Source organism: Salinimonas lutimaris, from assembly GCF_005222225.1.
In the GTDB taxonomy this organism is placed as follows: domain Bacteria; phylum Pseudomonadota; class Gammaproteobacteria; order Enterobacterales; family Alteromonadaceae; genus Alteromonas; species Alteromonas lutimaris.
Map to the genome: position 1 here is coordinate 538,405 of NZ_CP036536.1, position 20,511 is coordinate 558,915.

Consider the following 20,511-nt stretch of genomic DNA (forward strand, 5'->3'; position numbering starts at 1 on the left):
AACCATCTTTGTTGGCTACGCTATGCTGACGTCACCGGCAGGCTGAATCTGACGGTGACGCCACTGCCATCAGGTGAATCACTGATACTCAGCTGCCCTTTATGATAACCGGCAATCAGGTTGGCAATATGCAGGCCCAGGCCCAGATGCGGAGCCTGCGAAGCCTGATGCTGTTCACCAGCCGGACGCACCGATACCATCGACTGTAATAACTGTTTTTTCATGCCCTGAGGCAACAGCGGACCGGGATTACTGATCTCTGTTATCAAATGTCTGGCCTCCCGATAAATCGTAATGGTAATGGCGTCATCGGGGCGGGAAAACTCCACCGCATTGGTAATGATTTTATCCAGCATCTGGGCTATCAGCTCACCCGAACCATTCGCGGTTAGCTTGTCCTGCGTCACAGACAGCACAAACTGGCGCTGTGGGTAAGTATACTGATAACTTTCCAGGCACCGGGTCAGCACCTTTACAACCGCAAAGCTTTCTGGTTCTTCCCGGGCAATCGCCTGTTCCAGACGGGTAGCCTCACTCATACTGTTGAGAATTTTGCTCAGCCGGGATAAACCGGTTTGCGCCCGCGCTATGAACTGTGCCTGCTGGGTAGTGTCCTGACAGCTCTCCAGCATATCCAGCGATGTGCGAACCACCGCCACCGGCGTGCGCAACTCGTGCGATAACCGGGAAGCCATGTTTTCCAGATAGGAATTGTATTGCTGTAAACGGCTCAGAACATCGCTGAATGCGTAATTCAGATCGCCAATTTCATCGAACCGGGGACGCACCGGTAACTGACCTACAATTTTCCCGTTATCATCAATGACCGATTCGGTGTCATCGCGAAGGCGCCGGATGCGGGCTGAAATACGGCTGGCGAACAGTACCAGTCCGGTGGTGCCCAATAGCAGTACCGCCAGAATCACATGAAACAGCTGCTCCAGCGCCCGGTTTCGTAATGTTCTGATGCCATTGGTGGTTTGCTCAACCACCACCGCGCCCATGACCTGTTTATCAATAAACACCGGATAAGCCGCCGACAGGATCACCGCTTTACTGTCTGGCGTCAGTCGCCACAATGTCTGAGCATCACCGGTCAGAGCGCTGTTAAGATCCTGGCCGGCCAGTGCATAAGCACCTTCCAGTTCATCAACAAAGTCAGATGGCGGGCGGGTCAGAATATGATAGTACAGGGGCAGCAACCAGTGCTGTTCAATATAATGCCACAGCGAATCGCCGCTCTTGTTACCCAGCGGGCTACGAAAGCCGGACGCCGACTGAATATCACCTGCACGGGCCAGCACCCGTTTGTGACGATCCACCACCCACACCCGGGAGTCAGCATATTTAAGGCCAGCCAGAATACGCTCAATCTCCGGTGAAGGGGTTAACACGGTTCCCAGTTCGGTTGCTTTACTGGGGTTGGCGGTGCCTATGGCATACTGTTTATGCCGCTCGATCGGGTCGTCTACATCCACCATCGCAAAGGCAAGGGAACCGGCAGTCATGGCCAGCGGAAAGCGTAATTCAATGGTGTAACCATCGTCGGTGGGCTGCCAGTGCCCCTGTATTTCCAGCGCGTTGTCGGCAGCGCGATAGCGGCTGGTATCGCCGGTCAGCCGATAGGCATTGACCCAGCCAGCCTGATGCGGGGCAATCACATAGCGCTCAAGTTCCCCGGTATTGTTGATTAATCCTATCAACAGATGATCGCTCTGGTCGACCGACAGGCTGTTTTTTTCTCGCCACACCAGCGTATCATCTGTCACATCAAACATGGCGTACAGGTATTGGCCGTAACGACCTACCATGTGAGTAAACGCCATACTGACCGGGGACTGAGAAGAGGAGGGATCATACCAGCTCACTACCTGCTCATCGGAATAGGCCCGGGCCAGGTGCGCGGCAGGTTGCCAGTCGGATAGCTGCCCGTCCAGGCGAATCGGGGACGGCATTTCCGGCGCATAAAGGTCGGTACCCGGACGGACATTCTGCAAGTAAGCCGCCTGGCTGTCGAACAGGGCGGGGCGTTCATGCAGCGCGGTGGCTACCGAACGGGCTGTACCCAGCAGAGTTTGCTCCTGACCCGCCCGCAGATATTCTTCCAGCTCCCATACATACTGATACCCCAGCCAGGGTATCGCCAGTAAAAACAGCGAGAGCAGCGCCAGTTGCAGGCGCAGTGAAAATCGCATCGGGCTGCTTACTCCTGCCAGCGATAACCCATACCGTACACGGTATCGATGTGTTCAAAGGTGCTGTCCATGGCCACAAACTTTTTCCGGATGCGCTTAATATGCGAGGTGATGGTTGTGTCATCCACCACCATACGCGACTCATCCATCAGTTGCTGACGGCTCTTCACATGGCCGGGATGCTTGATCAGCGCATGCAGCATCCAGAACTCGGTGACGGTCAGGGCCACCGGCTCGCCCCGCCAGCTGACAATCATGCGGCTGACATCCACCGATAAATGACCCAGACGAATCTGGTCACTGTCCTGGCGGGGCGTTGCCAGTAAATCAGTGCGCCGGAACAAAGCGGCAATACGCGCCAGCAGGTGGGCCATGCTGATGTCTTTGGTCAGGTAGTCATCCGCGCCCATCCGCAAACCGCTGATGGTATCCACATCATTGTCCCGGGCGGTAAAAAAGATAATGGGCAGGGACTGGGATAACTGGCGCAGTTGCTGACACAACATAAAACCCCCTTCCATCTCATCCACCAGGCCGATGTCAATAATCGCCAGATCAGGCAAAGTGTGGGCAAAAGCCTCGCTGGCAGAGGGGCGGTCGGCATACGCCTGAACCTGATACCCCTGGGCTTGCAGGGCAAGCTGATAGTTTTCCCTGATGGCAGCTTCGTCCTCAACCAGGGCAATTGTTCTGGGCATACAATATCTCTTATGATGATGTCGGGCGCTACTATACACCCTTGGCCAGGCGAACCGCGAACAAGGGCGCAAAATCCTCTGGCTTGCCATAATCTGGCCATTTTTGGCAAAGACGCCTGAACCTGGCATGAACCGGGTGTTCAGCATGCTGCCATGCACCTTGCCGCAGTCGGGCTTTATCCCGTGGCTCATCACAAACTACGACTATTCTGGTATTCTGTCGAAATCAGGTTTTTTAGCCACACTTTTGTTGCCGTTGTGCGTACACAACGTGAACAATTTCTTTGTTGTCGGGCCGTTTTACGGCCTGACGAGTATTTTCTATTCTTAACACAGGCAGTTGCATGAAAGCGTTGGATATTTCCGGTTTGCGGAAAACCTATAAAGGTGGCGTTCAGGCGCTCAGGGGGCTGGATCTTCAGGTTGAGGAAGGCGATTTTTTTGCTTTGCTGGGTCCCAATGGCGCCGGGAAGTCGACCACAATCGGAGTGATCAGCTCACTGGTTAACCCTACCGACGGGGAAGCCAGAATCTTTGGCTATGATCTGATGGCGCAAAAAGAAGCCGCCAAAGCCTGTATTGGCCTGGTGCCGCAGGAATTTAACTTTAATCAGTTTGAAACCGTACTGCAGATTGTGTTGAATCAGGCGGGTTATTATGGCGTGTCGCGCAGTATTGCCAAAGAGCGGGCGAAAAAGTATCTGACTCAGCTTGATTTATGGGAAAAGCGCAACGCCCGTGCCCGTGAATTATCCGGCGGAATGAAACGTCGCCTGATGATCGCCCGGGCCCTGATGCACGAGCCCAGGCTGCTGATTCTGGATGAACCCACAGCCGGCGTGGATATTGAAATTCGCCGCTCGATGTGGACGTTTTTAAAGCAGATTAACGAGCAGGGGATCACCATCATCCTGACCACACATTATCTGGAAGAAGCCGAAATGCTATGCCGTAATATCGCCATTATTGATAAGGGGATTATTGTGGAAAACACTTCCATGCGGGCGCTGCTATCCAAGCTGAATATTGAAACCTTTATTCTTGATCTGGGAGACAGCTCTCAGACACCCACGCTTACCGGCTTCGAATATCGTCTGGTGGATAACCACACACTGGAAGTGGATGTGCAAAAAGAAGAAGGCCTGAATCCTGTATTCAGTCAGCTCACTGAGCAGGGCATACAGGTACTGAGTATGCGCAACAAAGCCAACCGATTAGAAGAACTCTTTGTCAGGCTGGTGGAGTCTGGCCGACAGCAACAGGAGACTGCCACACATGCATAAGCAAAATAACTGGGTTGCCTTAAACACAATCTGGATCAAAGAGTGTACCCGGTTTCTGCGGATTTGGGTGCAGACCCTGGTTCCGCCCGCCATCACCATGAGCCTGTACTTTGTGATTTTCGGTAACCTGATTGGCAATCGGATTGGGCAGATGGGTGGCTTTACCTATATGGAGTTTATTGTACCGGGTCTTATCATGATGTCGGTTATCACTAACTCGTACTCGAATGTGTCGTCATCGTTCTTCAGCGCCAAATTCCAGCGCAATATTGAAGAGCTGATGGTCGCGCCGGTACCGACCTGGGTGGTTATTGCCGGTTATGTGGGCGGCGGTGTAGCGCGGGCTATTCTTATCGGCATAATCGTGACGCTGGTCTCGCTGTTTTTTGTGGATGTACAGATTCATAATATCGGGGTCATTGTCATGACCGTACTGCTGACCTCAGTGCTGTTTGCCACAGCCGGCCTGATTAACGCTATCTTTGCCAAAAGCTTTGATGATATATCGGTGGTGCCGACCTTTGTTCTGACTCCGTTGACCTACCTGGGCGGCGTGTTTTATTCATTATCACTGCTACCGGAGTTCTGGCAGGTTGTCAGCCAGGCAAACCCGGTGGTGTATATGGTTAATGGCTTTCGTTATGGATTTCTGGGTGTATCGGATGTAGACATCACGACTTCACTGTCTTTGCTGGTCGTGTTTAATGTAATGTTGTTCTCACTGGCCTATTATCTGCTGAAAACCGGTAAAGGAATCCGTAGCTGATGAGCGCTTCCAAACCCCGAGAGATTACCACCACGCAGCAGGGCGTACACGATAAGCTTGATGAGCTGGTGGCCCGTTATCAGCAATCCGAAAATCGGCGTCCGGTCAGCGATCATACCCGCCAGACATTTGAGCAGGCCACCGACTGGCTTAATGGCTGGCAGGGAGACATCATACTGGATTCGTGCTGCGGGGTAGGCGAAAGTACCGCTCGCCTGGCAGCCAGTCATCCCGATGCCCGGGTGATAGGTCTGGATAAGTCGGAAGCCCGGCTGGGTAAACACGAGCATTATCGGCAGCAGGCCGATAACTACGCGGTTTTTCGGGCCGATGTGAATGACTTCTGGCGACTGGTTAAAGACGCACAGTGGGCGGTGAGTAAACATTATTTGCTGTACCCCAATCCGTATCCCAAGTCCTCTCAAGTGCAAAAGCGCTGGCACGCCAGTGCCGCATTTGTTGATATGATGGGCATTACCAGTCATGTTGAGGTACGCAGCAACTGGCTGATTTATCTGCTCGAATTTGCCCAGGCCGCTAAGCACTACGGGGTGATCTCAGATTTGCAGTCAATCAGTGATGGCGAGGCGTTTACGCCATTTGAACGCAAGTATCGTGGTAGCGGACAAACCTGCTGGAAGCTGCTCTGTCAGTCCGAGGAAAGCGCCTGATCGACATTGTCCCTGAAATCAGTAACAATGAGATTTAATTTATAATTCAAAAAGTTGGTTAAGGTGCAGTGAATATATCAGGTCATTGTGCCAAACCCGCCGGATAACTGATAAGCCGGGCTTATTGCCTGCATAAACAGAATAAAGCACGCAGGGAGCGCGTTACACTTGGCCTCAATGCTATTATGGGGTAAAGTTTCGCTCCTTTGAAACTGCGCTGCGAAGCTTTCAGTACAGTCAACAAAACGTACGACATGCTGCCGGTTAGTCCGGGTTACCCGGTACGTTGTATTCCGGTCCCTGGCGAATAGAGGTGTTAAGTGGTGGGTGAAGCACAGGTTAGTCTACAACACTTGTTTCGGGTCTTTACCAAGCCGGAACATCAGGATTCAAAACTAGCCCAGATTGAACAGCATTTGTCTGACAACATTATGGACTTCTTGTCTCAGCATGTCGTCACCAAAAAGACATCGCTGGAAGAGATTGAAAAAGATTTCTCACTGGCCAGCGTGCCAGAATCTCCTGAGTTTGTTTCTGAACACGCAGAATCCCTGCTGGAAAAGCTGGTGGCCCATTCGGTGAATACCTATTCACCTACCTTTATCGGCCACATGACTTCCGCTTTGCCCTATTTTCATCTGCCGCTGTCCAAGCTGATGGTGGGGCTGAATCAGAATCTGGTAAAAATTGAGACATCCAAAGCCTTCACTCCGCTGGAACGGCAGGTGCTGGGCATGATGCATAATCTGATTTTCAGCCAGTCTGACGAATTTTATGACCAGCATTTACATAGCGCTAAGCATGCGCTGGGCGCCTTTTGCTCAGGCGGTACAGTGGCCAACATCACCGCACTGTGGGTGGCCAGAAATAAACTGTTAGGCCCGCAACCCGGGTTTCACGGTGTTGCCCGCAGCGGGCTGGCGGCAGCCTATCGTCATTATGGTATTAACAATCTGGGTGTAATTTGCTCACGCCGGGGTCATTATTCGCTGTCAAAGGCGGTGGATGCTCTGGGGCTGGGTCGTGATCAGCTGCTAACTCTGCCATGCCCGGCGCAGACTCTGCGCCCTGAAGAGGCGCTGGCTGCAGGCAAGCGCTATCAGGAAGCCGGCAATAAGGTCCTGGCTATTGTGGGGATTGGTGGCACGACCGAAACCGGCCATGTGGACCCCCTCGATGAACTGGCCGATGTGGCAAAAGAGCTTGGCTGCTGGTTTCATGTGGATGCTGCATGGGGTGGGGCAACGCTGTTTTCCTCAACCTACCGGCATAAACTAAAGGGCATTGATAAGGCCGATTCGGTCACCATTGATGCGCATAAGCAGATGTATGTGCCCATGGGCGCGGGTATGGCTATCTTCAAGAATCCGGAAGATGCCAATGCGGTTCGTCATCACGCCCAGTATATCCTTCGTGAAGGCTCCAAAGATTTGGGGGCGACCACGCTGGAAGGCTCTCGAAACGGCATGGCCATGATGGTGTATTCCACTTTGCATATTCTGGGGCGGCGCGGCTATGAGCTGATCATTGATCAGAATATTGATAAGGCACAGGCATTTGCGGCCATGATTAATGCCCAGCCTGATTTTGCACTGACCACAGCGCCAACGCTGTCATTGCTGACCTACCGGGTATGTCCGGAGCCGGTTAAAGCGTTGCTGGAGGTGGCCAGTGATGAAGAAAAAGTCAAATTGAACCAGAAGCTGGATAAGCTGGTGGTGGCGGTTCAAAAAGCCCAGCGTGAAGCCGGTAAGTCGTTTGTTTCCCGTACTCGTCTGGAATGTCCAGAGTTGGGTGGTCAGGCCATCACGGTATTTAGGGTCGTGCTGGCGAACCCATTAACGACCGAAGAAGATCTGAAAAATATTCTGGCCGAGCAGGATGCGCTGGCTAAAGGCATGCGTCTTTACAAAGAACTGGTACAACTCGCGCAGAAGATTAAGAAAAGTACAGCGTAAAAAGGCTTAATCATTGGTAAGCGCCCACTAACTGTGGGCGTCTTTATTTTAGAATCAGTATTCTTTACGCTACCGACACCCGGATATTATCGATCAGCCGGGTTTTGCCCAGATACGCTGCCATCAGAATAACCAGCTCATTATCCTGAGCCTGTGCCATCATCAGATCGGTGGCGTTACGAATCTCCACATAATCAGGCGTAAAGCCTGCTTCATTGAGCCGGTCAACAAACCGTGAGCTAAGCACCTGAAAGTCTTTGTTTCCCGACTCAAGCGTTGTTTTAAGTTCGCTCATCAAAGCATACAGGGTAGGCGCCAGCTGTCGTTCTGGCGCCGTCAGGTAACCATTCCGTGAACTCAGTGCCAGGCCATCTTCAGCACGCTGGGTCGGTACGCCCTGAATATCAATATCCATTGACAGGTCGGTGGCCATCAGACGAATAACCTGCAATTGCTGGTAATCCTTCTGACCAAAAAAGGCTTTGTCAGGCTGTACCATGTTAAACAGCTTGCAGACGACCGTCGCCACACCACGAAAGTGGCCGGGGCGACTGGCGCCACATATAATGGATGATATGCCGGGCACTTCAACAAAGGTCTGTTCAGCCAGTCCGCGGGGATACATCTCCGCCACGCTGGGTAAAAACAGCACATCGGTACCGTGTTGTTCAAGCCCCTGTTTATCCTGATCAATAGTACGCGGATAATTGTCCAGATCTTCGTTTTTGCCGAATTGCAGCGGGTTAACAAAGATAGACGACACCACAATGTCGCAGGCCTCACGCGCCCGACGAATCAATTCCAGGTGACCATTGTGAAGATTGCCCATGGTAGGCACAAAGCCAACAACTTTGCCTTCCTGAGCCCATTGTTTGCGTAATACCCTTAACCGGGCAATAGAGTCAACCGTTTCCATCTGCTTACTCGAAACTGTGTTCCTGGCCGGGAAACTCACCGGACTGAACCTGCTCGATATAGCAGCTCACCGCTGCACGCAAATCCCCGGTCTCCGCCAGATAATTTTTTGAAAATTTAGGCATGTAGTTAGCGCTTACTCCCAGCATGTCATGCATCACCAGAATCTGGCCGTCAGTAACATTACCCGCACCAATTCCAATTACCGGAATAGAAAGCTGTTCGGTGATGGTCTTAGCCAGCGAGGTGGGAACACATTCCAGTACCAGCAACTGAATGCCGGCAGCTTCCAGCGCCCTGGCATCATCAATCAGTTGTTGGGCTTTTTGAGCATCACGACCCTGAACTTTAAAGCCGCCCAATACATGCACAGACTGCGGAGTCAGTCCCAGGTGACCACAAACCGGTACACTGCGCTCAACCAGACCGCTGATGGTGTCGCACAACCAGGCGCCGCCTTCAACTTTCACCATACTGGCACCGGCAGCCATCAGGGTAGCGGCATTTTTGTACGCATCCTGGGCACTGGCATAAGACATAAACGGCATGTCAGCCAGCACAAATGCGCGCTGTGTGCCACGACGTACCGCACGAGTGTGATAGGCAATATCGTCAACAGTGACATTCAGGGTATCGTCCTGACCTTGCAGAACCATGCCCAGGGAATCGCCGATCAGGATGGCATCAACACCCTGCTCATCAAATAATTTTGCGAAACTGGCATCATAAGCGGTCAGTGAGGTAATTTTTTCACCGGCCGCTTTTTTGGCCAGCAGCGAAGAGACAGTGACTTTTTTCATGGCTCAATATGCAATTTGAAAGTGGAAAGGCGAACTATACGGATTTTAAGTCTGATTGGAAGACCGCAGACGACGCAGTCCGTCTAAAGACACTTTGGCAACCCAGGCTGCCAGAGGTTTTCCGTCAGGCATGATCATGCCTGGCGCAATCTCAAACAAGGGTACCAGTACAAATTCACGCTCAGCCATACCATAGTGAGGCACCGTCAGCTCGGGCGTGGCCAGTGTCTGATCACCAAATAACAAGATATCCAGGTCCAGCGTTCGCGGGCCCCAGCGTTCTTTTTTACGCACCCGGCCATGGGTTTGTTCAATTTCCTGCAACGCTTGCAACAGCGCCAGTGGTGCCAGCGACGTTTCCAGCAGGGCAACCGAGTTAATAAAGTCAGGCTGGTTCTGTGGTCCCATCGGGGCACTGGCATACAGTGAAGAAGTACTCAGTACCCGGGTTTCGCTAATTCCGTCAATCGCACCTAACGCGGACTTGAGCAGCGCCTGAGACTCTCCCTGATTACTGCCAAGACCAATATAAACGTGCTCTTTATGCATCCTTGCTTCCCTGGGGTTTAGCCTGTGCCGGTTTGCGCCGGCGACGTGGTTTGCCTTTGTTGCTATTACCCGACCCGCCTTCTTTCTGGCGTAGTGCGGTGAGCATCCGTTTTTGCTTACCCGGCTCGGCACTTTGAAAGCTATTCCACCATTCTGCCAGCTCCAGTAACTCGCCGCCCTCAGTTTGACCCCGTACCAGCAGAAAATCATAAGCTGCACGGAATTTTGGATGGCTGAGCATTTGAAAGGCACGGCGCCCAAAGCGGCGAGGCAGGCGATGCTGGAGCATCCAGATATCCCGCATCACAGTGGAGAAGCGTTTAGGAATCATAATACGCTGAACCTGACGGTGAATCACATCACCGCTGGCAATATTAAACGCATCGTGCGGATTTAAGCCAGCTTCTGCCTGAAGCTTTTGAGCATGTTCTTCCAGTGGATACCATAAAAACGCCGCGTACAGGAACGCTGGAGTAACCCGCTGATCGTTATTAATGCGCTCGTCGGTATTGGCCAGCACCTGCAAAATAAAGTGCATTTCTTTGCTGTTTGAGTCTTTTAATAAGGGGACCAGTTGCGGGAACAATGGCTCTAGCAAGCCATAATCCAGCAGCGCCAGAAAGGTATCTTTACCCTGGCCGGATAGAAACAGCTTCAGCGTTTCTTCGAACAGGCGGGCTGGCGGAATATTGTTCAGCAGATGCGCCAGTTTACGAATAGGATCTGCCGTGCGCGGGGTGATGGTCATATCCAGCTTAACGGCAAACCGGATGGCTCGCAGCATGCGCACCGGATCTTCGCGGTAACGCACCTCAGGGTCGCCAATCAGGTCGACTTCACGGCGGGCCACTGCAACCCGGCCATTGGCAAAATCGGTAACCGTAAAGTCAGCCACATTGTAATACATAGCGTTGAAAGTGAAGTCACGGCGCTCGGCATCTTCTTCAATACTGCCAAACACGTTATCACGCAGCAACTGGCCATGCTCACTGGCTTTGCTCAGATTATCCTTAGCGCCATCTTCGTGATGACCCCGAAAGGTCGCCACTTCAATAATCTCGCGGCCAAACACAATATGCGCCAGGCGAAAACGCCGGCCAATCAGGCGGCAATTTTTAAATAAGCCTTTAATCTGTTCCGGGGTGGCGTTGGTGACCACATCAAAATCTTTGGGCTGCATTCCCAGCATCAAATCCCGTACACAGCCCCCGACCAGGTAAGATTGAAACCCGGCATTGTTGAGCCTGTACATGACCTTCAGCGCATTATCGGAAATATCTTCCCGCGAGATGCTGTGTTCAGCCCGTGGCAGTACATACCCCTGAATTGTGGATTCACTGCTGTCTGATTTTCCAAATACCCGTTTTACGGTATCAAACACTCGCGTAATAATAATGACATCTCCGAACTAGCTAAGACTGGTTATAATAAGTGGATTCGCTTTTATCGACAATAATCTCTGCCTGTTTTGGCAGTTTGTCTGTGCACCATTGACCCACAGCCCAGTCGAGTATTTTATCACAGTTGTGAGCAAACAGGTTATCCGGTGGATTCAGTTGCAAAAATTTAAGTGCCTGCAACAGATTTTGAGCCGCCCGGGTATTGTCTAACCCGACTGCTTTATTTTGTTTGCTGAGTTTGTATCCGGCTTCCGTACTGGCAACCGGAATATGGGCATAGACCGGCGCCGGCTGTTGCCAGTACTGGTATAGCCCCAGGTGCGCGGCCGTAGTTTCAAATAAATCGCTGCCGCGCACAATATGTGTTACGCCCTGCCAGATATCATCCACCACGACCGCCAGATTATAGGCATACAGGCCGTCTTTACGACGGACAATAAAATCTTCCAGCGCATGGGCGCTGTGAATCATCTGCTTGCCCTGAATACGGTCGGTAAACTGAGCTATCGGACTGTGGTAGGCAAACCGGACCGAAGCGGCAGCCTGACTTTGCTGCCGGCCACGACAGCTACCCGGATAGACACCGCCCAGAGCGCGAATCTGCTTACGCGTGCAGGTACAGTAATAAGCATCGCCAGCGTCCAGCATGTCGCTAACCAGTTGGCGGTAGGCTTCGCTGCGCGCGGACTGATAAACCACCTCACCGTCCCAGCCCAGTCCATGTGCTTCCAGAGTCTGTAAAATCTGAACATCGGCACCGGCAATACATCGCGGCGTATCAACATCTTCCATTCTGACCAGCCAGCGGCCGTGATGTGCCCGGGCATCCAGATAACTGGCCAGCGCGGCAATCAATGAACCAAAATGAAGCGGGCCTGATGGTGAGGGAGCAAAACGGCCTGTATAACTGTGGGATGGATAGTGTGACATGACTAATTATAAAATAAAGCAGGCCCGCGGTAGCGAAATAGCTTCGTTACCGCCTGGCATTACAACAACAGCATTAACCCTGAAGTTGCTTTTCTTTGATTTCTGCCATGGTTTTGCAGTCAATACATAAATCAGCAGTAGGACGTGCTTCTAAGCGACGGATGCCAATTTCAATACCACACTGATCACAGAAGCCGAAATCATCTTCTTCAATACGCTTAAGCGTTTTTTCAATCTTTTTGATTAGCTTGCGCTCACGGTCACGTGTACGCAGCTCAAGACTGAACTCTTCTTCCTGAGCAGCACGATCCACCGGATCAGGGAAGTTTGCTGCTTCGTCTTTCATGTGAGTTACGGTGCGGTCAACTTCCTGACGAAGTTGGTCACGCCATGCTTTCAACAACAAACGGAAATGTTCCATCTGCGGTTCGTTCATATACTCTTCATCAGGCTTGGGCTGATATGGATCCAGCCCCGCTAATGCTAAGAGTCCTAGGGATTTTGATTCTTTTCCTGTTGGCATGTGCCACATCTCCTACACTACGACACTCGCGATGTCTCAAAAAACCGACTATCTATATCAGAATAGTCATTCCGGAGCAATGCGGGTAGTCAAAGTAACCTTTCTACTGGCGTCCCAGCTCGATTGGGAAACACCGCGTAAGCAACCTTTTCGGTGTTGCAAAGGTAAAAGCAAGGCGCAAATATGGCGTTGTAAATAAAAAAATCAACCAGTTTTTTACAGTATCACTGGGAGTATCTGATTTATAAAAATATTTTGTTGATTTATTACACAGCCTAATGCCAGTACTCTCACCCCTTCGTGCTGGGCTTCCTTTACGGCTTCACCGTAGCGAGGATCAATATCCTGTGCAATCAAAACTTCCTCAATACCGGTGTGCTGCACACAAAAAGCTAAGGTGGTGTGAATCCCCTGGCGGGCCAGCGCAGCCAGTTCAAGACAATGTTTAGTGCCGCGGGTGGTTACTGCGTCGGGAAAGTAACCCTGTTGCCCGCGCCGTAATGTGACCGATTTAACTTCCAGATATTCTGTCCCGGCCTCTGACTCAAGGGCAAAATCAAAACGACTGCTGCCACCCGGTGGGGTAACTTCCTGTACCACATTTTTTACATGACTGAATGCATCGATGGCCTTGTTATTTAGTGCCTCCGCTACCAACTTATTAGCGTTATGGGTATTAATGCCAATCATATGGCCCTGAAAATCCTGCGCGATCTCCCAAGTATAGGCGAGCTTGCGTTTAGGGTTGGTGGACGGGCTCAAAAACACGGTATAACCGGGCTCGGCACAGCCGGTCATGGCTCCGGTATTGGGGCAATGGGCAACAACAATGTCGCCATTATCTAATTCAACATCGGCAAGAAAACGTTTGTACCGGCGGATAAGCTTTCCGCGAATTAAAGACGTATTGAACTGCATAAACACCACTTACGATTATTTGGCGTAAGTGTAACAAGCAATAAAGGAAATGTTATGACTGATTTTCTGGTATCCCTGTCATCTGAGCCGGCTGCGGCTCACTGGGGCGAAAACGCACCTTTCAGCCTAAATGCACAGGGTGCGGTCGTGCATATTGACGATGAACAGGATGCATTACGCAAAATTGCGGTCACCGCCCGCGCTGTGGATAACATGAATATCAAAAAGGTAAAGCTGGACGGTCAGTGGAGCTTTGATCAACAGTGGCAATTTGCCATGAGCTTTCCCCGTCCGCGCAACGCCGGCGATATCATCTGGGCAGACACCGAAGACAAAGAGCGTCTGGAGCAGTACTTCACGGCGCTGCGTTTTACCCGCAAACTGGTTAACGATACGCCAGAAGATCTGAGCCCGGAAAATCTGGCAACCCGCGCCGCCGAGTGGATTCAGGAGTTGGGTGGCGATAAGGTCAGCGTTGAGATGATCACCGGTGAGGCATTAAAAGAGGCTGGCTGGACCGGGATCTACAATGTGGGCCGGGGCAGTGAGCGTCCACCGGTCTTTTTAGAGCTGGACTACAATCCGACTGGCAATCCCGATGCGCCGGTCGATGCGGCCCTGGTGGGTAAAGGCATTACCTTTGACAGCGGTGGTTACTCGCTGAAATCCAGTGAAGGTATGCTGGATATGAAATGTGACATGGGCGGCGCCGCCACCGTCACCGGTGCGCTTGGTCTGGCGATGATGCAGGGACTGACCAAGCGGGTCAAGTTGCTGCTATGCTGCGCTGAAAACCTGGTTAGTGGCCATGCTTACAAGCTGGGTGATGTACTGACTTATAAAAATGGGGTCACAGTTGAGGTAGTTAATACCGATGCAGAAGGCCGCCTGGTGCTGGCCGATGGTCTGATTCGTGCCACCGAGCTAAACGCGCCGCTGATTATTGACGCGGCTACCCTGACGGGTGCAGCCATGGTGGCGCTGGGCGGTGATTATCATGGTGTGTTTAGTATGGACGATGCCGCGCGTGACAAAATGTTGTCCAGTGCGCAGGCGGAAAATGAGAAATTCTGGCCATTACCGCTAGAAGCGTTTCATAAAAACCGGTGCCCATCATCATTTGCCGACACCGCAAACAGTCGTCCGCAAAAAGGCGGCGGTGCAGGCGGTGCATCAAATGCCGCAGGCTTTCTGGCGCACTTTGTGAATCCGCAGGGTAAGGGCTGGGTTCATCTGGATCTGGCCGCTGCGTATCAGAGTTCTGGTACCTCAGAGATGCCGGTAGGGGCCACAGCGAAGGGGATTCGCTCAATTGCCCGTATGCTGCACGATTACTAAACCGGCAGATACAAGAGTCAGATGAGATGGCACCAGATGCCATTTCATCTGATGATACTATATACCACCAAGCCGCTCAGCGAGTTGCTTGTAACGTTCTACGTCAGTTTTATCGAATAGTGGCTCTCCCTGTGCATCTTTCTCCTTGGCTGTCAGCAGGCTTTCACGCTGTAGCCGCTGTACTCTGATTTCCTGAATTCCCAGATAATCAGCAACTTCTTCAACATTCATCAATGACATATCACATACTCCTCGCTTTTGGTGATAGTAAAAGTAAAGCGTAAATGCGACAATTTGCTAGTTTATCTGTAAACAAATTGCGCAGGCGTAATGCCACGTTGCTTATTTTGCCAGTTCACCATTTACTAACAGGAGTCGTGCAGTTATGGATACCTGGTCCGCTGCGGTTATGCTATTTCTCATCATGGACCCGCTGGGCAATCTGCCTATTTTTATGTCGGTGTTAAAATCCATCGAGCCGAAGCGCCGCAGAATTATCCTGGTACGGGAGCTGTTTCTGGCCCTAGTGATTTTGTTTACCTTTTTGTTCAGTGGACAGGCAGTGCTGGACTTTTTGAATGTTAAGCAGGAGACCGTCAGCATCGCCGGCGGAATTGTGTTGTTTTTGATTGCCGTGCGCATGATTTTCCCCCAGTCGGGTAATCCGCTTGGACTGGCCGTAGGCGAAGAGCCCTTTCTGGTGCCGCTGGCTATTCCGCTGATTGCCGGGCCTTCTACTCTGGCGGCGTTGATACTGTTATCTAATCAGAATCCGGATCGGATGACCGACTGGTCACTGGCGCTCGGGGTATCCTGGTTTATCAGTGCCGTCATTCTGTTCTTTTCCGGGGCCTTTCATAAATTACTGGGTGAGCGTGGCCTCACCGCAATGGAAAGATTAATGGGGATGATTCTGGTCATGATCTCCATCCAGATGTTCTTAGATGGCATCGCTCAATATTTTACTCACACCTCAGGAATGTTTGAATGAGTCAGAATAAGTTAAATACCTTCGGCCGGGTGCGTGCACTCACTGACTGGAAAGCCGTGGCTTTCAGTGCCGCTCTGCTGGAGAGAATGCTGCCCAATTATCAGCTGTTTTGTGATAGTACCGGCTTTGATGATGAAGGCGCGTGCCGAAAGTGCTTAGACCTTATCTGGGAATGGCTGAGCGCACCGAAAAGTAAGATTAACTTTTCCCTGCAACTGGAAAAAGTAGAGGAAGTGACCCCGGATACTCAGGATTACGATTTTTATGGGGTATATCCGGCCATTGATGCGGCTATTGGACTGTCTTCAGCACTGCACTTGCTGTTGCAACAGGACCTGCAAGGGGCCGTGGTGATCAGCAAATTATCGCAGGGCTCGGTTGAGGCCTATCTGCTGATGACCGGTGAAGCCACCGACGATGATGTGAAGCAGCATCCGCTCATGCAGTTTGAAATAGAGGTTCAGCAGGAACTGCTCGACAGCCTGGAGAACCTGCGCCGCAACAGCGAACAGATTAAGTCGCTGCGCACGCTGGCCCTGGAAGCCGGTATTTCTAATATCGGACTGGAAATTTAATCCATCGCCTGTGCTTCAATCAGCAGGTAGCTCAGCCCGGACAGCTGCTTGCTTTTAATGATTTGAAGCGTATCAGGCATAGCCGGCAGTGAGGCGTTGGCCTCCTGTTCGATATAAATCAGCCCGTTGGGTTTGATCAACTGGCGCTGTACGATAATATCCAGCGCAGGTTGTACCAGGCCGTGATTAAACGGCGGGTCAATAAAGATGATATCGTAACTGTTGTGGCTGTTTTTAAGCAATGACAGGGCGTCTCCGCAGCTGACCATACCGTTTGCCTGTAATGTGGCAAGATTGGTTTTAAGCTGAGAGGCTGCCTGGGCGTCTTTTTCAAAGAAATCACATTGGCTGGCATAGCGGGACAGGGCTTCCATCCCCAGACTGCCAGCACCGGCAAACACATCCAGACACACTGCATTTTGCGTGTCATGCATTAGCCAGTTAAACAGGGTTTCTTTATTTCTGTCGGTAGTCGGGCGCAGACCTTCAAGATCATGCACCGGGAGTTTTCTGCCCCGCCATTGTCCGGCAATAATCCGGACGTGGCCACCGCGCCTGGAAGTGGAGTGGGGAGTTTTACGCGCTCGCTTCATACTGAATGACAATGCTATTATGGCGGCTATATGGCTGCTCATTTTAGCCGAATTTGTACTGAATTAATAAGGGTTTGTCCGCAAAATGTCGAAACTTTTTGGCTGGTTCCGTAAGAAAAAGAAATCGGAAGAACAAAAAAATACACCTCAACAGGCAGAACAAAATACCTCTGCTGAATCTTCTGGACAGGGTGCTGACGCTGCACCGGTCGAGCTGGACAAACCGCAGAGCGCTGAGTCTGACCAGCCTGAAGTGGTGGTGACACAGACAGAGAGTAGCGCTAAGCCAGAGGTGGATACCAGCGCTGACACATCCGCACAGCCTGTTGCACAAGAGCCGCTGGATGAAGCCTCCTCCAACACAGTGGCTGATCAGTTGGATGCGCCTTTAGAAACAGCATCAGAAAAAGATGATGGAGCGCTTGCCTCCACAGTGACTGACACACACACTGAAACGCCAGAGCCAGAGCCAGAGCCAGAGCCAGAGTCAGAGCCAGAGCCAGAGCCAGAGCCAGAGCCAGAGCCAGAGCCAGAGCCAGAGCCAGAGCCAGAGCCAGAGCCAGAGCCAGAGCCAGAGCCAGAGCCAGAGCCAGAGCCAGAGCCAGAGCCAGAGCCAGAGCCAGAGCCAGAGCCAGAGCCAGAGCCAGAGCCAGAGCCAGAGCCAGAGCCAGAGCCAGAGCCAGAGCCAGAGCCAGAGCCAGAGCCAGAGCCAGAGCCAGAGCCAGAGCCGGTCAAAGAACCTGAACCACAGGAAAAACCGAAAAAACGCTCGTTGTTTACGCGCCTGAAAGACAGTCTGTCGCGCACCAAAACCAATCTGGGCAGTGGTTTTATCAGCCTGTTCAAGGGCAAGGCGATTGATGATGATTTGTACGAAGAGCTGGAAACGCAGCTACTGGTGGCTGATGTGGGTATGAATACCACGCAGAAAATCATTGATAATCTGACTGACAGTGCCAAACGCTCGCAGCTTAAAGATGCCGAAGCCCTGCTGGACATTCTCAAAGAGCAAATGCGCGGCATGCTTAATCAGGTGGATGAACCGTTATCTGATGTGATGGCCAAACATGACCCGGCCAATGGACCGTTTGTGATTCTGATGGTGGGGGTTAACGGGGTGGGTAAAACCACGACCATCGGTAAACTGGCTAAACAGTTTCAGCAGGATGGCAAAAAAGTCATGCTGGCAGCCGGTGATACATTCCGGGCTGCGGCGGTTGAACAACTGGAAGTCTGGGGGGAGCGTAACTCGATTCCGGTGATTGCCCAGCCAACCGGTTCTGATAGTGCCTCAGTGCTGTACGATGCGCTGGAAGCAGCTAAAGCCCGTAAAATGGACGTGCTGATTGCTGATACCGCGGGTCGTCTGCAAAACAAAAACAACCTGATGGAAGAGCTTAAAAAAGTCGTACGGGTGATGAAAAAGCTGAATCCGGAAGCGCCCCATGAAGTCATGCTGACCCTGGATGCGGCTACCGGCCAGAATGCGGTTAGCCAGGCAAAACTGTTTAACGAGGCGGTCAGTCTGAGCGGGATTACCCTGACCAAACTGGACGGCACTGCCAAGGGTGGGGTCATTTTCTCGATTGCTGATCAGTTTAAGATCCCTATTCGCTACATTGGTGTGGGTGAGGGCATTGATGATCTGCGGGCCTTTAATGGTGACGAATTCACCGACGCGCTGTTCAGCGAAGTGGAAGGGCGTACTCAACAATAATAACACGCAGGGTAGCAGGACACGCGGATGATTAAGTTTGAACAGGTAAGTAAAACCTATCCTGGCGGGCAGCGCGCCCTCAGCAAGGTGGACTTTCATATTGCCCCCGGTGAAATGGCCTTTTTAACCGGTCATTCGGGAGCCGGTAAAAGCACACTGCTGAAACTTATCAGCATTATGGAACGTCCCACGGTAGGCCGGGTGCTGATCAACGGGCATGACTTAAACACGATCAAGCGCCGGCAAATTGCTTATATTCGCCGGGATATCGGGATGATTTTTCAAAGCCATCAGTTGCTGATGGATAAGTCTGTATTTGATAACGTGGCACTGCCGCTCATCATTGAAGGCTACGGGCATAAGGAAACCAGCAAGCGTGTGCATGCGGCACTGGATATGGTCGGGCTGCGCGATAAAGCCCTCGACCTGCCTGCCATGCTCTCTGGCGGCGAGCAGCAGCGGGTTGGCATTGCACGGGCGGTGGTAAATAAACCGCCTTTACTGCTGGCTGATGAGCCTACCGGCAACCTTGACCCCAAATTATCCATGGAAATTGTGCGGTTATTTGAAGACTTTAATCAGGCCGGAGTATCGGTACTGATTGCTACCCACGATCTGGGGCTGATTGCCCGTATGCGTTATCGCACCCTGACCCTGAAGGATGGGCGTATGATCACCGACGGACTGACCGAAGAGACAGGAGAAACCGAGTGAGCATCTTATTTAAAGGTCGCGCTCAGGGAGCCAGTGATCGCAAAATCGGATTTTCCCAGGCGCTGGTTATGTTTTTCATCTCGCACATCCGGCAGGCCCTGGGCAGTCTGGGAGAGTTATGGCGGCAGCCGGCAGCCTCACTGATGACCATCGGTGTGCTGGGACTCAGTATTACCCTGCCCAGTACTTTGTATATTTTGGTCAAAAATACCGAAAAAATCAGTGCAGGATGGGAGCAGGCATCGGAAATCTCACTGTTTTTAACCGAATCCACCAATGCCGGTAGCGCCCAGCAGCTCATTACCCGGATAAAAACCTGGCCGGAAGTAGACAGCGTGACTTACATTCCGGCTGATGATGCGCTAAAAGAATTTCAGCATATGTCGGGGCTGGGTGACGCAGTGGCTTATCTTGAGTCAAACCCGCTGCCGGATGTGGTGCTGGTGGCGCCGACGCAAAAGCACAGTACCCCGGATGCGGCGGCCAGATTGCTGGAAAAGCTCAAAGACGAACGTGAGGTCGATGTCGGTAAACTGGATATAGAGTGGCTGGAGCGTTTGTACGCCGTGCTCAATATTGCCCGTGAACTGGTGACCCTGATAGGCGGTCTGCTGTTTATCTCTGTGGTACTGATTATTGGCAATACTATTCGGCTGAATATTTTAAACAAGCGGGATGAAATTCTGGTGATGAAGCTGGTGGGGGCTACCGATGCCTTTATTCACCGGCCATTTTTATATACCGGTTTCTGGTACGGTTTGCTAGGCGGACTGATCGCCTGGTTTGCGGTCATCCTTATACTGTGGTGGATGGACAGCAGTATTCAGGCTTTTGCAGCCATGTATCAAAAAGAGTTCAACATCACCGGGCTGACCGGCACCGCGCTGCTAACCATGCTGGGTCTGTCGGTGGGATTGGGCCTGATAGGTTCATTGATATCTGTACAGCGCCACGTCAGCGAAATTGAACCGCAGTAA

General features: G+C 51.8%; 21 protein-coding genes. 10 read left to right on the top strand and 11 right to left on the bottom strand.

The features are described 5' to 3' along the window. Nucleotides 1-20: 20 nt before the first annotated feature. Both pdsS and pdsR read right to left on the bottom strand, forming a co-directional pair. Nucleotides 21-2,195, bottom strand: a complete 2,175-nt coding sequence (gene pdsS, locus EZV72_RS02330) for a proteobacterial dedicated sortase system histidine kinase (RefSeq protein WP_137165717.1) — start codon at nt 2,193-2,195, stop codon at nt 21-23. A gap of 8 nt (nt 2,196-2,203) precedes the next feature. Beyond that, nucleotides 2,204-2,893: a proteobacterial dedicated sortase system response regulator gene (gene pdsR / locus EZV72_RS02335; protein ID WP_137165718.1), complete on the bottom strand. Its 690-nt coding sequence runs from the start codon at nt 2,891-2,893 to the stop codon at nt 2,204-2,206. A gap of 344 nt (nt 2,894-3,237) precedes the next feature. Here pdsR and EZV72_RS02340 point away from each other — a divergent pair, with 344 nt between their 5' ends. From EZV72_RS02340 to panP, 4 genes are all read left to right on the top strand, one after another. Continuing rightward, nucleotides 3,238-4,176, top strand: a complete 939-nt coding sequence (locus EZV72_RS02340; protein ID WP_137165719.1) for an ABC transporter ATP-binding protein — start codon at nt 3,238-3,240, stop codon at nt 4,174-4,176. After that, complete coding sequence (locus EZV72_RS02345; protein WP_137165720.1) at nt 4,169-4,942, top strand: ABC transporter permease; 774 nt, start codon at nt 4,169-4,171, stop codon at nt 4,940-4,942. Before EZV72_RS02340 ends, EZV72_RS02345 begins: the two co-directional genes overlap by 8 nt. After that, complete coding sequence (gene trmB, locus EZV72_RS02350) at nt 4,942-5,613, top strand: tRNA (guanine(46)-N(7))-methyltransferase TrmB (RefSeq protein WP_137165721.1); 672 nt, start codon at nt 4,942-4,944, stop codon at nt 5,611-5,613. The genes EZV72_RS02345 and trmB overlap by 1 nt, the downstream gene beginning before the upstream one ends. Nucleotides 5,614-5,936: 323 nt before the next feature. After that, complete coding sequence (gene panP, locus EZV72_RS02355; protein WP_137168632.1) at nt 5,937-7,571, top strand: pyridoxal-dependent aspartate 1-decarboxylase PanP; 1,635 nt, start codon at nt 5,937-5,939, stop codon at nt 7,569-7,571. Nucleotides 7,572-7,635: 64 nt separating this feature from the next. Here panP and panC read toward each other — a convergent pair whose 3' ends face one another. The 7 genes from panC to sfsA all read right to left on the bottom strand — a co-directional run bounded on the left by panC (nt 7,636) and on the right by sfsA (nt 13,606). Then, on the bottom strand, nt 7,636-8,487 hold the full coding sequence (gene panC / locus EZV72_RS02360; protein ID WP_137165722.1) for a pantoate--beta-alanine ligase: 852 nt from the start codon (nt 8,485-8,487) through the stop codon (nt 7,636-7,638). A gap of 4 nt (nt 8,488-8,491) precedes the next feature. Then, nucleotides 8,492-9,286 (bottom strand): 3-methyl-2-oxobutanoate hydroxymethyltransferase, encoded by a 795-nt coding sequence (gene panB, locus EZV72_RS02365; RefSeq protein ID WP_137165723.1) that lies wholly within the window; start codon nt 9,284-9,286, stop codon nt 8,492-8,494. Between the two features lie 45 nt (nt 9,287-9,331). Continuing rightward, nucleotides 9,332-9,835, bottom strand: a complete 504-nt coding sequence (gene folK, locus EZV72_RS02370; RefSeq protein WP_137165724.1) for a 2-amino-4-hydroxy-6-hydroxymethyldihydropteridine diphosphokinase — start codon at nt 9,833-9,835, stop codon at nt 9,332-9,334. Then, a complete protein-coding gene (gene pcnB, locus EZV72_RS02375; protein WP_137168633.1) occupies nt 9,828-11,147 on the bottom strand; it encodes a polynucleotide adenylyltransferase PcnB in 1,320 nt (439 codons plus the stop codon). Before pcnB ends, folK begins: the two co-directional genes overlap by 8 nt. A gap of 100 nt (nt 11,148-11,247) precedes the next feature. Then, nucleotides 11,248-12,165, bottom strand: a complete 918-nt coding sequence (gene gluQRS, locus EZV72_RS02380) for a tRNA glutamyl-Q(34) synthetase GluQRS (RefSeq protein WP_137165725.1) — start codon at nt 12,163-12,165, stop codon at nt 11,248-11,250. 73 nt (nt 12,166-12,238) lie between these two features. Then, nucleotides 12,239-12,688, bottom strand: a complete 450-nt coding sequence (gene dksA, locus EZV72_RS02385; RefSeq protein WP_137165726.1) for an RNA polymerase-binding protein DksA — start codon at nt 12,686-12,688, stop codon at nt 12,239-12,241. Nucleotides 12,689-12,904: 216 nt separating this feature from the next. Continuing rightward, nucleotides 12,905-13,606 (bottom strand): DNA/RNA nuclease SfsA, encoded by a 702-nt coding sequence (sfsA, locus tag EZV72_RS02390; protein WP_137165727.1) that lies wholly within the window; start codon nt 13,604-13,606, stop codon nt 12,905-12,907. Between the two features lie 54 nt (nt 13,607-13,660). Between sfsA and pepB the strand changes: the two genes are divergently transcribed. Next, nucleotides 13,661-14,944 (top strand): aminopeptidase PepB, encoded by a 1,284-nt coding sequence (gene pepB / locus EZV72_RS02395; RefSeq protein ID WP_137165728.1) that lies wholly within the window; start codon nt 13,661-13,663, stop codon nt 14,942-14,944. Nucleotides 14,945-15,001: 57 nt separating this feature from the next. On the opposite strand, the gene EZV72_RS02400 is transcribed toward pepB, so the two are convergent. Continuing rightward, nucleotides 15,002-15,184 carry a helix-turn-helix domain-containing protein gene (locus EZV72_RS02400; protein WP_137165729.1) on the bottom strand — a complete coding sequence of 61 codons (183 nt, stop codon included), beginning with the start codon at nt 15,182-15,184 and terminating at the stop codon, nt 15,002-15,004. 145 nt (nt 15,185-15,329) lie between these two features. On the opposite strand from EZV72_RS02400, the gene EZV72_RS02405 reads away from it, so the two are divergent. Both EZV72_RS02405 and EZV72_RS02410 read left to right on the top strand, forming a co-directional pair. Next, entirely contained in the window at nt 15,330-15,935 is a 606-nt protein-coding gene (locus EZV72_RS02405) for a YhgN family NAAT transporter (protein WP_137165730.1), read from the top strand. Further along, nucleotides 15,932-16,510, top strand: coding sequence for a YjaG family protein (locus EZV72_RS02410; RefSeq protein ID WP_137165731.1), 579 nt, complete (start codon nt 15,932-15,934; stop codon nt 16,508-16,510). Before EZV72_RS02405 ends, EZV72_RS02410 begins: the two co-directional genes overlap by 4 nt. Here the strand turns inward: EZV72_RS02410 and rsmD are convergent. After that, nucleotides 16,507-17,103: a 16S rRNA (guanine(966)-N(2))-methyltransferase RsmD gene (gene rsmD, locus EZV72_RS02415; RefSeq protein ID WP_137168634.1), complete on the bottom strand. Its 597-nt coding sequence runs from the start codon at nt 17,101-17,103 to the stop codon at nt 16,507-16,509. The two genes, EZV72_RS02410 and rsmD, sit on opposite strands and share 4 nt — an antisense overlap. Before the next feature lie 85 nt (nt 17,104-17,188). On the opposite strand from rsmD, the gene ftsY reads away from it, so the two are divergent. Genes ftsY through ftsX form a run of 3 tightly spaced genes read left to right on the top strand, consistent with a single transcriptional unit; the run spans nt 17,189 to nt 20,511 of the window. After that, on the top strand, nt 17,189-18,820 hold the full coding sequence (ftsY, locus tag EZV72_RS02420) for a signal recognition particle-docking protein FtsY (RefSeq protein WP_137165732.1): 1,632 nt from the start codon (nt 17,189-17,191) through the stop codon (nt 18,818-18,820). Between the two features lie 27 nt (nt 18,821-18,847). Beyond that, on the top strand, nt 18,848-19,534 hold the full coding sequence (ftsE, locus tag EZV72_RS02425) for a cell division ATP-binding protein FtsE (protein WP_137165733.1): 687 nt from the start codon (nt 18,848-18,850) through the stop codon (nt 19,532-19,534). Further along, a complete protein-coding gene (ftsX, locus tag EZV72_RS02430; protein ID WP_137165734.1) occupies nt 19,531-20,511 on the top strand; it encodes a permease-like cell division protein FtsX in 981 nt (326 codons plus the stop codon). The genes ftsE and ftsX overlap by 4 nt, the downstream gene beginning before the upstream one ends.

Bases quoted from the DNA above. Each gene is read 5' to 3' on its own strand.
- pdsR (WP_137165718.1), bottom strand. From the start codon at position 2,893: ATGCCCAGAACAATTGCCCTGGTTGAGGACGAAGCTGCCATCAGGGAA.
- ftsY (WP_137165732.1), top strand. From the start codon at position 17,189: ATGTCGAAACTTTTTGGCTGGTTCCGTAAGAAAAAGAAATCGGAAGAA.
- folK (WP_137165724.1), bottom strand. From the start codon at position 9,835: ATGCATAAAGAGCACGTTTATATTGGTCTTGGCAGTAATCAGGGAGAG.
- EZV72_RS02400 (WP_137165729.1), bottom strand. From the start codon at position 15,184: ATGTCATTGATGAATGTTGAAGAAGTTGCTGATTATCTGGGAATTCAG.
- pepB (WP_137165728.1), top strand. From the start codon at position 13,661: ATGACTGATTTTCTGGTATCCCTGTCATCTGAGCCGGCTGCGGCTCAC.
- trmB (WP_137165721.1), top strand. From the start codon at position 4,942: ATGAGCGCTTCCAAACCCCGAGAGATTACCACCACGCAGCAGGGCGTA.
- EZV72_RS02405 (WP_137165730.1), top strand. From the start codon at position 15,330: ATGGATACCTGGTCCGCTGCGGTTATGCTATTTCTCATCATGGACCCG.
- dksA (WP_137165726.1), bottom strand. From the start codon at position 12,688: ATGCCAACAGGAAAAGAATCAAAATCCCTAGGACTCTTAGCATTAGCG.
- EZV72_RS02340 (WP_137165719.1), top strand. From the start codon at position 3,238: ATGAAAGCGTTGGATATTTCCGGTTTGCGGAAAACCTATAAAGGTGGC.
- rsmD (WP_137168634.1), bottom strand. From the start codon at position 17,103: ATGAAGCGAGCGCGTAAAACTCCCCACTCCACTTCCAGGCGCGGTGGC.
- pdsS (WP_137165717.1), bottom strand. From the start codon at position 2,195: ATGCGATTTTCACTGCGCCTGCAACTGGCGCTGCTCTCGCTGTTTTTA.
- EZV72_RS02345 (WP_137165720.1), top strand. From the start codon at position 4,169: ATGCATAAGCAAAATAACTGGGTTGCCTTAAACACAATCTGGATCAAA.
- gluQRS (WP_137165725.1), bottom strand. From the start codon at position 12,165: ATGTCACACTATCCATCCCACAGTTATACAGGCCGTTTTGCTCCCTCA.
- panB (WP_137165723.1), bottom strand. From the start codon at position 9,286: ATGAAAAAAGTCACTGTCTCTTCGCTGCTGGCCAAAAAAGCGGCCGGT.
- sfsA (WP_137165727.1), bottom strand. From the start codon at position 13,606: ATGCAGTTCAATACGTCTTTAATTCGCGGAAAGCTTATCCGCCGGTAC.
- EZV72_RS02410 (WP_137165731.1), top strand. From the start codon at position 15,932: ATGAGTCAGAATAAGTTAAATACCTTCGGCCGGGTGCGTGCACTCACT.
- ftsE (WP_137165733.1), top strand. From the start codon at position 18,848: ATGATTAAGTTTGAACAGGTAAGTAAAACCTATCCTGGCGGGCAGCGC.
- panC (WP_137165722.1), bottom strand. From the start codon at position 8,487: ATGGAAACGGTTGACTCTATTGCCCGGTTAAGGGTATTACGCAAACAA.